This is a genomic window from Gluconobacter sp. P5H9_a (genome assembly GCF_018812085.1).
Lineage (GTDB): Bacteria > Pseudomonadota > Alphaproteobacteria > Acetobacterales > Acetobacteraceae > Gluconobacter.
The window spans coordinates 377,239-389,039 of the sequence record NZ_JACRVW010000001.1; the positions used below are offsets into that span (position 1 = coordinate 377,239).

At 56.6% G+C, this 11,801-nt stretch carries 9 protein-coding genes and 1 tRNA gene; 5 read left to right on the forward strand and 5 right to left on the reverse strand.

The features are described from left to right. Nucleotides 1–54: 54 nt before the first annotated feature. Together KP708_RS01725 and KP708_RS01730 are read right to left on the reverse strand one after the other, a co-directional pair. On the reverse strand, nt 55–456 hold the full coding sequence (locus KP708_RS01725; RefSeq protein ID WP_202207099.1) for an alcohol dehydrogenase: 402 nt from the start codon (nt 454–456) through the stop codon (nt 55–57). 115 nt (nt 457–571) lie between these two features. Further along, nucleotides 572–2,710, reverse strand: coding sequence for an FUSC family protein (locus KP708_RS01730; RefSeq protein WP_215750124.1), 2,139 nt, complete (start codon nt 2,708–2,710; stop codon nt 572–574). A 219-nt stretch (nt 2,711–2,929) separates the two neighbouring features. Between KP708_RS01730 and KP708_RS01735 the strand changes: the two genes are divergently transcribed. The 4 genes from KP708_RS01735 (at nt 2,930) to KP708_RS01750 (ending at nt 5,773) form a co-directional block, all read left to right on the forward strand. After that, nucleotides 2,930–3,003, forward strand: a tRNA-Ile gene (locus KP708_RS01735). A gap of 76 nt (nt 3,004–3,079) precedes the next feature. Then, the gene (ettA, locus tag KP708_RS01740; RefSeq protein ID WP_064274625.1) at nt 3,080–4,759 is read left to right on the forward strand and encodes an energy-dependent translational throttle protein EttA; all 1,680 of its coding nucleotides are present in this window, start codon (nt 3,080–3,082) and stop codon (nt 4,757–4,759) included. A 74-nt stretch (nt 4,760–4,833) separates the two neighbouring features. After that, nucleotides 4,834–5,331 (forward strand): GNAT family N-acetyltransferase, encoded by a 498-nt coding sequence (locus KP708_RS01745; RefSeq protein WP_215750012.1) that lies wholly within the window; start codon nt 4,834–4,836, stop codon nt 5,329–5,331. Nucleotides 5,332–5,419: 88 nt separating this feature from the next. Next, nucleotides 5,420–5,773 (forward strand): pilus assembly protein N-terminal domain-containing protein, encoded by a 354-nt coding sequence (locus tag KP708_RS01750; RefSeq protein ID WP_215750014.1) that lies wholly within the window; start codon nt 5,420–5,422, stop codon nt 5,771–5,773. A gap of 82 nt (nt 5,774–5,855) precedes the next feature. On the opposite strand, the gene KP708_RS01755 is transcribed toward KP708_RS01750, so the two are convergent. Further along, a complete protein-coding gene (locus KP708_RS01755) occupies nt 5,856–6,452 on the reverse strand; it encodes a phospholipid-binding protein MlaC (protein ID WP_202207103.1) in 597 nt (198 codons plus the stop codon). Nucleotides 6,453–6,462: 10 nt separating this feature from the next. Next, nucleotides 6,463–7,269, reverse strand: a complete 807-nt coding sequence (locus tag KP708_RS01760; RefSeq protein ID WP_202207104.1) for a VacJ family lipoprotein — start codon at nt 7,267–7,269, stop codon at nt 6,463–6,465. Nucleotides 7,270–7,586: 317 nt separating this feature from the next. Here KP708_RS01760 and KP708_RS01765 point away from each other — a divergent pair, with 317 nt between their 5' ends. After that, the gene (locus KP708_RS01765) at nt 7,587–8,747 is read left to right on the forward strand and encodes an aldose epimerase family protein (RefSeq protein WP_215750016.1); all 1,161 of its coding nucleotides are present in this window, start codon (nt 7,587–7,589) and stop codon (nt 8,745–8,747) included. 75 nt (nt 8,748–8,822) lie between these two features. Here the strand turns inward: KP708_RS01765 and KP708_RS01770 are convergent, their stop codons facing one another. Beyond that, the gene (locus KP708_RS01770) at nt 8,823–11,771 is read right to left on the reverse strand and encodes a TonB-dependent receptor domain-containing protein (RefSeq protein ID WP_215750018.1); all 2,949 of its coding nucleotides are present in this window, start codon (nt 11,769–11,771) and stop codon (nt 8,823–8,825) included. Nucleotides 11,772–11,801 lie beyond the last annotated feature (30 nt).

The following is an 11,801-nucleotide window of genomic DNA, read 5'->3' on the forward strand; positions in this document are numbered from 1 at the left end:
CTCCAGCACAGGGCCGGAGCGTTCGTAGAAGCCGATAAACTCGGAAAGTCAGGGTCAGAGAAGCGGCTGTGCGGCCTTCAGGGCATTGTGGCAGGCTGCGCGACGGTCATCTTCGTTGGTGTAGGCCACCAGATAATAGCGCTTGCCGTTGCTGTTGAAGAAACCAGAGGTGCCAAGAGCATAGTCTTCATTGCCAACCGTCTGTTCGGTGGCCTTGTACTTTTCGCTCAGGCCGTAAAGAGCCGGGTTGCCTTCATCATAAGAGAGATACTGCAGTTCGATGCAGTAGTTCATGATTCCTGCAAGATTGGCAGGAGAGACGCCCGTGAAATCTTTGCCAGGCGTGCCCTGAACGGCAGCAGGAGGCGGTGGCGACTGTTCCTGGGCCATAGCAGCCGTGGACATCACGCCGAGGCCAAGAGCTAGGCCGAGAGCGGGCACGATACGACGAAACATGACGGTATCCTTTCTGAAGACCCTGTCTTCCCGCGGCACTCCGCGGTTGAAACGGAACATTTCCCCCCTTTTCGTGAAAAGAAAAGTCTATTTCAGAACATTTCTTCGTGAGCACTCAAACCGGCGGGTCGAGATAGGGGTTTTTTGTGTCAAAGAATATCTTGTTGGTGTCCAGTTCCGTCGCAATGACGTCCAGAGCGGTGAGGGCGGCAATCAACACGAAGCGCTGGCGGGGGCGCGATTCGGTTGTCTCACAGTCTCGCAGTCTTTGAATGGCGAGGAGGGTGGCGCGGAGCGTCCGTCCGTAATGTCCATGATAACGACCACTGAAATGACTCATCCGGGCCAGCACCAGTTCAAGCGCCTGATGTGCACGGGGGTTGAGAGACGCATCATGGTCGATGGCGCGCAGTCGAAGCAGGTTCAGCATGACGCGCATCGCGGAAAGAATTCCCGCCAGATAGGCGTGGACCACAGGAGACGGTGTATTTCCTGAATTGGTCATCAGGCGAACGAAGCGATCCACGTTGCGTGAGACCACTGTATCAAGCGTGGCGTTCGTTTTCCCTTCTGCAATGTGATGCAGGTCCTGAAGGATGTGTTCGCGCATGGTCCAGCGTTGGTGCGCTGGGTCATAGGGCAGGAAAACACGGTACATCCATGATGTGTAAAGCAGGCCCAGAACGAGCGGCATGGCCGTATTGAAATAGACGATTTCATCCGTTCGGCCCTGATTGGAAGGGCCTAGAAGGATGGGCAGGAACAGGTTGTAAGAGACGGCCGGAAGCGTCAGTGGCGGGTAGGCGAAGGCCAGCCCGCCCAGCATCATGGCAACGCCAGACCACATTCCGAGCATTTCGAATGTTGTGGGTTTTCCCAGCAAGAGCAGATCGAGCACGCCCCCAGCCAAAACGGCACAGCAGGCGCCATGCAAAAAGGCCTGTGTGGCGAGGGCCGGGCGCTCCAGTGTTGAGAACAGGCTGCACGCAATCGCTACAAACATGATGAATGTCAGGCCGCTGGGCCACGCTGTTGCAATCCAGATTACGCCCGCCCCAAAGACAGTCACCGATGAGCGGAGGCTGTTAACGATGGCCTGCCGCCAGTCCCGGTAGGAGCGGATGGGCTCATGGAAATGATCGTGAGGCTGAGGATTGCGGCTGGCTTCGAACTGCCGCAGGGCCATTCTCAACGCATCAATCAGTTCGACCAGAGACTGCTGCAACATGCCATGGCGAAGCATGGCAGCGCGGTCTTCTGCTTTGGGAAGAACAGTATCGAAATCTTCTACGACCCGGCGTCGGCAGTCCCGCCTGATGTCTCGCAGGTCGGTCAAAATTGCGTCCATGCTCTCGGTGCTCTCCAGCCTCGCGGGTAAGGCGAGAAACATGTGCTGAATCGCTTTAGCCTGTTCGAGAAACGCGTCATCCTGACTGAGGGGAAGACGCATCAGCGTGGCAAGGTCCATGGCCCGCGCCAGGAGAACAGCGATGTTCGCAAGCGCGGCGCGCGTATGATCGCCCGCATGATCCTGTCGTCCCAGCTCGACCTCAGCGAATTCAACCTGATCCCCCAAAGTGGTGATGCGGGTGAAGACAGATTGCATGGTTTCCAGAGCATCAGTCTTGCCTGCAAGAATGTCTGCGATGGTTGAAAGCGCTGGCTTTAGAGTGTCTTCAAATGTGCTGGTGAGTTGTTGGCGCGTTCGTTTCGTGAGGCCGAGCTGGAACAGCCCGGAAATTGATGCTTCCAGAACAATGCCCAGCACAATGTATGTCGCGCGCGAACTGGCAATTTCGAAAATGTGGTGTGGGTCCGCGATCCCATCGAGGGACACAATGGCGTAAGTGAAGCCCGTCGCCCGCATACCGTGAATGCGGTAGTTGGTCATGGAAGCCGGCCCCGGCATGAACGTGCCAATCAGGCAGAACAGCCCGATACCTGCGGCCAGAAGCAGAATGAACATCAAGGGCGCCTGAGGGCAGGATGCGACGAGGATCACGCCGCAGATCACGCCCAGTACCATGCCGAACAGATGCCACTTCGCCTTTGCCAGACTGCGCCCACGTGTGCCCTGCGCGACCATCCAGACGGTCAGGGCTGCCCATTGAGGGCTACCAAGCTCCATCTTCAGGGCAATCCCCAGCGCGAGCAGGGACGTCAGAGTAGTTCGGAGAGCGTAGCCGGCCATGACCGGGTCCGGGCTGTAGAGCCAGCGGAATTTTTGCAGAAAAGCTGTCGCGCTTGCCTGCATCACCGAATGTGCGGCGTTGTAATGTGTTTCAATGAGCGTCCAGCCACGTCTTCCCCCAGAATAATGAAAACCGGTAGGTGCCTTCTCGAAACGGCGGCAATGGCCTTCTGAGGCCAGTCGGGGACGGGAGGCGTTTTGACACATAATGCAAAAAAAGACATTTCACCATGTCAGCCCTTGCAAAAATGCGTCAGGTGAGCGATTTCGTGCAGCTACCGCGCGCCTGTAGCTCAATTGGTTAGAGCCGGCCGCTCATAACGGCTTGGTTGGGGGTTCGAGTCCCTCCGGGCGCACGGTGTTCTATTTTGTCTGGCGAGCCTGTCTGCCGCCGCTCATTCCGCACTCCACCACCGAACAGGAGACCTCATCATGGCCGCCTACCAGTACGTCTACGTCATGAAGGATCTTACGAAGGCCTATCCGGGTGGACGTGAGGTCTTTAAGGGCATCACCCTTTCCTTCCTGCCCGGTGTGAAGATCGGTGTTCTCGGCGTCAACGGCGCGGGTAAGTCCACGCTGCTCAAGGTGATGGCCGGGATCGACAAGGAATTCGGCGGTGAAGCCTGGGCGGCTGATGGCGTCAAGATCGGCTACCTCGAGCAGGAGCCGCAGCTTGATGAAAAGCTGACGGTTGGTGAGAACGTCGCTCTCGGTTTTGGTGAACTCAAGCGCGCACTCGATCGCTTCAACGAAATTTCCATGCTGTTCGCTGAGCCCATGTCCGATGAGGAGATGACCAATCTTCTCTCGGAACAGGCTGAATTGCAGGAAATCATCGATGCCGGTGACGGCTGGGAGCTGGATCGGAAGCTTGAGATCGCTCTTGACGCGCTGCGCTGCCCGCCAGCAGACAGCCCGGTCGACAAGCTTTCCGGTGGTGAGCGTCGCCGCGTTGCGCTGTGCCGCCTGCTGCTTGAGAAGCCTGACATTCTGCTGCTCGATGAGCCAACCAACCATCTTGATGCCGAGAGCGTCAGCTGGCTCGAAAAGACGCTGCGTGACTATCAGGGCACCGTCATGGTCATTACCCATGACCGTTACTTCCTTGATAACGTCACGAACTGGATTCTGGAGCTCGAGCGTGGCCGTGGCTATCCGTTCGAAGGCAACTACTCGTCCTGGCTGACCCAGAAGCGCAAGCGTCTGGCCCAGGAAGAGAAGGAAGAGAGCTCCCGCCAGCGCGCTCTTGCTGCCGAGCAGGAGTGGATCAACAGCTCGCCTAAGGCACGTCAGGCGAAGAGCCAGGCTCGTATCACCAAGTACGAAGAAATGCTGGCAGCCAACTCAGAGAAGGTTGGTGGCACGGCGGACATCGTTATCACGCCGGGTCCGCGCCTCGGTGGTACGGTGATCGAGGCCGAGAACCTGACGAAGGGCTTTGGCGATCGTCTGCTGATCGATGGCCTGAACTTCAAGCTCCCGCCTGGTGGCATCGTGGGTGTGATCGGTCCGAACGGTGCGGGTAAGTCCACGCTGTTCAAGATGATCACAGGTCAGGACACGCCGGATGGTGGCTCTCTGAAGGTCGGCGAGACGGTGAAGCTCGGGTATGTTGATCAGTCCCGCGATACGCTGGATGGCAACAAGACCGTCTGGGAAGAGATTTCCGGCGGTACGGACGTCATTCAGCTTGGCAAGCGGACGGTTCCGTCCCGCGCCTATGTCGGAGCGTTCAACTTCAAGGGCTCTGACCAGCAGAAGCGCGTCGGCATCTTGTCGGGTGGTGAGCGTAACCGCGTTCATCTTGCCAAGATGCTCAAGGAAGACAGCAACGTTCTGCTGCTCGATGAGCCGACCAACGATCTTGACGTCGATACGCTGCGTGCCCTCGAAGATGCTCTGGCAGACTTCGCTGGCTGTGCTGTGGTCATCTCCCATGATCGCTGGTTCCTTGACCGTCTGGCCACGCATATCCTCGCCTTCGAAGGCGACAGTCATGTCGAGTGGTTCGAGGGTAATTTCCAGGATTACGAAGAAGACAAGCGACGTCGCCTTGGTCCGGATGCGACTGAGCCGAGCCGTATCAAATATCGCCCGCTGGCCCGCTGAGACGGACCGTTCCTTCTGCACGTCACCGGGACAGGATCGCCTGTCCCGGTTTCTGACGGTTTGAGGAGGCCCGCTTGTTAGGGCGTGAACTCCGCACTGCACGTCTGGTTCTCACTCCGGTCAATTGGCCGGATCTGGAGGACATGATTGCTCTCAAGGCTGATGCCGGTGCTTTTGGGCAAATGCTTGGCGGTGTGCGAAGCTGCTTCGATACGGAAAAGGAAATGGCCGAGGACGTTGCGTTTTGGGCCAGGCGCCGCATTGGTATCTTTGCTATTCGTGAAAATGGTCGTTTCGTCGGAATAACAGGCGTTCACGAACGCCCTGATGGGCGCGGTATCGGACTGAGATTCTCAATTTTCCCATGGGCTACTGGCCGGGGCATTGCCCGTGAAGCTGCTGCTGCTGCCATTCGGTATGTCTTGGATGAAGGGGAGCCACGGATTGTAGCTGTGGCTCGGGAAGACAATTTGGCCTCTCGCGTCGTACTCGGCAGTATCGGCATGCGGCATGTTGATACCTTTACGCGTGATGGCAACACGATGTTTCTCTACGAGATTACCCCTGCTTGATACGCAAAGGGTACCGAGCGTTTGTTTCCTGCCGCGTCAGGTATTACTGATTGAAGCCATACGGTATTTTTTTCCTAAGGAATAAAGTGTGGTTGATTTTCTGAAAAACATTGGAAAAGCGGCATTTTCTGCCGTCATCATGGGGCTGGCTGTCTTGTCGAACGCACGGGCTGACGCCCCCAAGGCCCCTGAATCGGTCGTGGGTGGCATGCACATTATTGATCGTACGCTGGTTTTAGCCGTGGGAGGCACAGAGATCGTAGCGCTCCCCCCGAACCTGCAGACGGCATCCATCAGCTTGCCGGATGTTGTGCATGTGAATCTCGTGTCCCAGAAGGTCGCAGAAATTCTGGCCCATCATGACGGACAAACAGACGTACTCTTTACGGGCAAAGACACAATCTATCGTTTCCACGTCACTGTGCAGCGGCCTGCCCGATAAAACTCGCTGGTAAGACAAAGCACAAAAAAGGCCTCCTGTTATGGAGGCCTTTTTCTTATCGTCATGCTCGAGAGAATGGCAATCAGTGATGATTGCTGAGCTGACGCTCCAGAGCTGCGTTGAGTGCACCAACATCGCCGCCGTGACGTGCCAGATAGGAGCTGTAATCGCCGCGCTGATTCATGCGCAGGCTAGCACCTTCACCATACATATCCACCACCTTCGGTGGGTTCCCACCAATGATGAGCTGCATGTTGACTTCTGGCTGGCCCGGACGGTCAATCAGCGCGTTGACGCGTTCGCCATCCGGTGTCGGGCTTGTGCCGGTCACGCGGAAACTCACGCCCTGGTAGTTACCGATCTGGTCCGTGATTGTGTTGACCAGAACCTGATCGAACAGCTGAAGGTATTTCTGCTGCTGTGCCGGGGTGGCGGTGCGCCAGTAGCGGCCGAGGCAGTAGCGGGCAATGCCCTGAATATCTACGTTGGACTGGAGAAGCGGAAGAACTTCACGCTTCTTTTCGCCCAGTGGTTTGCCAGAATTGACGATGCTGACCAGTTGGCCACCAAAGGAATTCACGAAATCGGTCGCCGGATTGGCATGAGCGACGCCAGCCCCGAAAGTGAGGGCTGCAGCAAAAGCACCAAGAAGGGCCCGGCGCGAAAAGGCTTTAAGCATGCGTTTGTCCTCAGTTGTACCAGTCTGGGGTGGTGGCGCGGTGATCGTTCGTCATAGCGTCAATCTGGCTCTGGCGGTTCTGCTGCCAGGCACTGCGGACGTAGGAGTACGGATCAAGGCTGTCCTGCTCCAGATGATCGATCTGATCCACACTGTTGGCAAAGCCATCAACCGTTCCAAGAATATTGTAGGCCCAGTTGAATGTCAGCAGGCCATAACCTCTTGGCACATAATTGATCGGGGTGAGAGCCTGACCAATCGCATAGCCTGCGCCATCGCGGAAGTTGCTGGGACCAACGAACGGAATGAAGAGGTATGGGCCGCTCTTTACGCCCCATGTTCCCATGGTCATCCCCGGGTCAGTCTCATGCTGTTTGTACCCGACCAGACTGGCAACATCGAAGAAACCGGCCACTCCCGCACTCATGTTGATCGTGAAGCGCATGAACGAATCACCCGCACGACGAGGCTTTCCAGCCCCTACATCAGAGAAGAACACCGCAGGCTCACGCCAGGTTTCATTGATGTTGGAAATACTATGCCGCACCGGTTTCGGAACAGCCCAGATCCAGGCTTTGGCCACGGGGCGCAAAGCCACGTGATAAGCCCACATCTGGACGTTATACATTTTCCGGTTCAGCGGCTCGTACGGATCGTTGGCAGCCTTGTAATCAGCAAGGTCGTCCGGATCTTTCGGCGGGGGATTATGCAGGGAGCCACAGGCCCCCAGCGTCAGCAGTGCCAAAACGCCTGCAATGGCTCTGCCACGACGCGAGCGCGTCGCCCTGATACCGATTCTGTCCTGCCGAGAGTCCATAACCATTCCTCAAAAACCCCACTCCGCGGGCGTGCTCACAAAGACTTCATCTGAAAACGGAAATTTTCGAAATCCGTTCCCATTCAATTGGTGTGCCGCCGGCGGAGCCATGAGCCGTCCGTCGCGGAAAACTGCGGAAGGCCGTAGTCATAGCCTATACTGTGCCAAGCTGCACCCCTCTATGTATCCAAATTACGACACAGGGAAGGGACGAGATCCTTTAACGATCCAGACGTCAAAAGGACACTCCGGCGACTTTGACGGCTGAAATATTTTGAGAGCAGTGTGGCGGCAACTCAACACCAGGGAATTTTCCAGTGTCCAGATTTTCTGCCTGCAAAGCACCGCTTTTTGCCACCGTGGCCCTAGTTGGCCTGTCTCTTGGGGCTGCTCAGGCGCGTCCAACTTCACTCTCTCAGCCATGGGGTAACACGCCCGATGGGAAGCCTGTTCGTATCATCACCTTGAAGAATGACCATAATGTGACGGTACGCGTCATTACCTATGGCGGCATTATTCAATCTGTTGAGACGCCGGACCGTAATGGCCACCCGCAGGACATCGTCCTCGGGTTTGGCGATCTCAAGGGATACACCGTCGATAGCGCCAAGGGTGGACTGTTCTTCGGGGCGATTATCGGCCGTTACGCAAACCGTCTCGCAGGCGGCAGCTTCCCGGTAGACGGGAAAATCTACCACACGGACATTACGGCTGCCCCAAATGCTCTGCATGGTGGAAAAAAGGGGTTCGACAAAAACGTCTGGACGCTTGAAAAGACAGGCGTCTCTGCAAGCGGCTCCTATGTGACGCTGAAGCTGGTCAGTCCGAACGGTGACCAGGGCTTTCCCGGAACATTGACGACGCGCGTGACCTACACGCTGGGCAACGACAATGCTCTGTCACTGCATTATGTGGCGACAACCGATGCGCCGACGGTTCTGAACCTAACGAATCACAGCTACTGGAATCTGAATGGCGAAGGCTCTGGCAGCATCGAGCCGGAAATCCTTCAGATCAACGCAGACAGCTATACCCCAACCGACAGCACCTCGATCCCGACGGGCCAGCTTGCCCCCGTTGCAGGCACACCATTGGACTTCAGCAAGCCAACTGAAGTGGGCGCACGCCTCCGCAGCAATGACATCCAGATGATGTATGCACGTGGTTACGACATGAACTGGGTCGTTAACGGAGCATACGGACAGGCTCCGCGTCTGGCTGGAAAAGTCTATGACCCACGCTCGGGCCGCAGCATGGAAGTTCTGACCAACCAGCCGGGGCTACAGGTCTATACGTCCAACTCACTGGACGGTGGGTATGCAGGGATTTCCGGCCATGCTTATCGCCAGACAGACGCTATCGCGTTTGAAGCCGAGCACTATCCAGACAGTCCAAACCATCCGTCTTTTCCCACGACGGAACTGAAGCCGGGCCAGACGTTCGACTACACAACGACGTTCAGGTTCTCGAACCAGTAAGTTCCAGGGCGTATCAATAACAAAAAAAGGGCGGCCCTTTCGGACCGCCCTTTTTTGCTGATTAAGTGATCAGGGTCAGAAGTTCACGCCTGCCTGCAGGAAGACGTAACGTCCCATGTAGAGGTTGCCATACAGCGCAGCTGCACTGTTGTCCGTTGCGCTGGCAACAAACGGCGGCTTCTTGTCGAGGAGGTTGTTCACACCACCTTCGAAGTTCCAACTCTTCCAGCGATAGGACACCGTCACATCATGTGAGAAGATGCCTGGGGTGCTGGTGCGGCCATAACCGTTGGCACGCTTCAGATCTGTCGTGCCGTCATTCCAGACCATGCCGCCCATGTACTGCATCATGTACGTCACGCCGAACGCACCGTGCTGCCAGCCAACCGTTGCATAGTCACGAACGCGCGGGTTGCCGTTGCCGGTTTGATACATCATGCGGCCAGCATAGTTGTACCACTGACCACCAGCCTCATTCTGCTGCAGATAGCTGACGAGTTGCTGGAAGTTGTTGGACAGCGTCAGGACATCGTGTTGCGTGACACGGATACGGTAGTCGAGGTCGAAGTCGATACCGCTTGTCTTCAGGCCGCCAATGTTGTCATACATGGACGTCACAGCATTCAGCTGCCCGGTGCTTGCAACACGGGTAATACGATCACAGTAAGACGTGTTCGTGCCCGTATAGCACTGATCCATGATGTACTGGCTGCTCAGGTACGTGATCATGTTCTTGAGCGTGTAGTGCCAGTATTCAACGGACGCAGACAGACCCGGGATCCAGCGCGGCGTGATCACCGTACCGATCGTGTAGGTCCGGCCCGTCTCAGGACGCAGCTTGGAGTTGCCGCCATACAACGTTGGGGACTGTCCGGAGAAGTTGGACGAGAACGTGCTGCTGTTGATGCCCTGACGTGCGCAAGTGGCTGCTACGACAGGAGATTGTGCACCGTAGGATGCTGCCTGTACGGAATCACACGGATCCGTTGCTGAGGCGTATCCCAGGGACTGACCGCCATACAGCTCATAAACGTTCGGCTGACGATAAGACGTACCGAGCGTTGCGCGGAAGCGGATGTCCTGAATCGGTGCCCAGTTGATGGAAACCTTCCAGTTCTTCGTGCCACCAAACGTATTGTAGGCCGAGTACCGTCCCTGACCATCGATCGTCAGATCTTTGGCGAGGAATGCGTTGTGCAGCAGTGTCGCCTTGCCTTCGATGTAACCTTCAGAAACGTTGAAGCCGCCGCCGGTGTAAGACGCAGAGTTCGTCAGCGTCTGACCTGCTTCGACCAGCGGATCCGGGTGATAGGCAAGCTGTTCACCACGATGCTCCATACCCAGCGCAAGACCCAGGTCGCCACCGTTATTCCATGGCATGTGAACAACATGGTTGTTGTTGATGCGCAGGTTCAGGTCACGCAGCTGGTAATAGTAGTGATCATGCGATGTGTAGTTGGAGTAAGCTGCAGCTTCCGGTGAAAGCTTGCCAAACGGGTTGGACAGAACGCAACCGGCGGCAGCATTACAAACCGATGGATTGTAGCTCAGCGTACTGTCAGCATCACCCGGGGTGTCCTGCTGCAGGCCGTATGTCTGCAGCAGCTTGGCGTAGTTACCAACGCCAGACGTCTGCTGCATGACCTGGTTCCAGCCATAGGTGTAGGACAGATCGTAGTTCCATCCATGGGTGATTTCACCCTTCACACCCGCAATACCCGTGTAGGTATCCGTGGCAGTTTCGCTGCGGCGATTGCCCCACTCCCCCATACGCTTGGACATGTAAGCGTCTTCACCGAGCGTGTTGTAGGGGTCGTTTGCGGGAATGTAGAGCGCCGTTGGCAGCGAGGACGGGTAAATGCTGCCAGCCACCGGAATAGGGGCCATCGTCGTGGACGAATTACGGTGTGCGTAGTTAAAGTTCAGATATGGCGTGAAATGACGGTTGATGTCGTAATGAGCATCAAACGACAGTGTCGCGTTCTGAAGGGAGTTGGTCAGGGACTGATCGTTACCGTAGTTGTATCGGTCAGCCTTGGAATAGGTGTGTAGCGCACCGCTTTCGCTGCCAACATAATTGCCGCTGTCTGTCTGATACAGGCCACCGGTCGGGTAACCGGACCCGAAGGACAGTCCAGATGCACTCAGAGGGTTGTTGATCTGAACGGGGTTCGCCCATGAGCGGTTGCGCTGCTGGATGCCACTGGAGGTCATGTAAGACCCGAAAAGCGTCACGTTGCCCTTGCCATGATCGAAGTTCCAGCCCTTATAGCCGGAAATCATGCCTGTCTGGCCGTCGCCGCGATCGGTGCCAATACCCCCACGAACCGTGAGGTTCGCATCGTTGAGGTCGTGGCGAAGCTTGATGTTGATAACGCCGGAAACAGCGTCAGCACCATAAAGCTCGGAACCGCCATCCTTCAGGATTTCAATGCTGGCAACCTGATGAACGTTGATCGTGTTCATGTCGAAGCAGCTGTTGTTGCCATTGATGGCAGCACGCTTGCCGTCGATCAGAACCAGAACGCGGTTTTGCCCAAGGTTACGCAGATCCATGCAGGAGGAGCCGCCTGTGCCGTTGGTCTGGCTATTTGTTGTGCCAGACGAGCCCATGGACGGAAGGCGCTGCAGGTAATCACCAATCGTGGTGGCACCTGTCTGCTCAATCTGCTTGCTGGTCACGATCTGGACCGGGTTCGCGTTTGAGTTGTTGGACGTGCTCAGGGCAGAGCCCGTGACGACAACACTTTCAGAACGGCCTGAATCGATCGAAGTAACGGCACGACGGCGATTTACCTGAGCGGTCAAGGCAGGCGTTGTCGCAGCTGGTGCAGCTGTCTGAACCGGTGCCTGTGTCGTAACCCTGGGCGTGGCAGCCGCCTTGGCGTGCGTTGTTGTGCGATGAGAGGACGCACGGTGATGCGTGCTCGTAGCGGTCTGGGCGTCCGCTGTTGCAGTCGCTTCCAGTCCCATGGCGAGAACGGAAGCGCACAGAAGCAGCTCCCTGCGTCGATTAAGAATCATGTGGGCTCACAGTCAGACTATATTTCTGAG

Excerpts from the sequence above, each read along its gene's own strand:
- KP708_RS01730 (WP_215750124.1), bottom strand. The coding sequence starts at position 2,710 with ATGCAGGCAAGCGCGACAGCTTTTCTGCAAAAATTCCGCTGGCTCTAC.
- ettA (WP_064274625.1), top strand. The coding sequence starts at position 3,080 with ATGGCCGCCTACCAGTACGTCTACGTCATGAAGGATCTTACGAAGGCC.
- KP708_RS01755 (WP_202207103.1), bottom strand. The coding sequence starts at position 6,452 with ATGCTTAAAGCCTTTTCGCGCCGGGCCCTTCTTGGTGCTTTTGCTGCA.
- KP708_RS01770 (WP_215750018.1), bottom strand. The coding sequence starts at position 11,771 with ATGATTCTTAATCGACGCAGGGAGCTGCTTCTGTGCGCTTCCGTTCTC.
- KP708_RS01725 (WP_202207099.1), bottom strand. The coding sequence starts at position 456 with ATGTTTCGTCGTATCGTGCCCGCTCTCGGCCTAGCTCTTGGCCTCGGC.
- KP708_RS01760 (WP_202207104.1), bottom strand. The coding sequence starts at position 7,269 with ATGGACTCTCGGCAGGACAGAATCGGTATCAGGGCGACGCGCTCGCGT.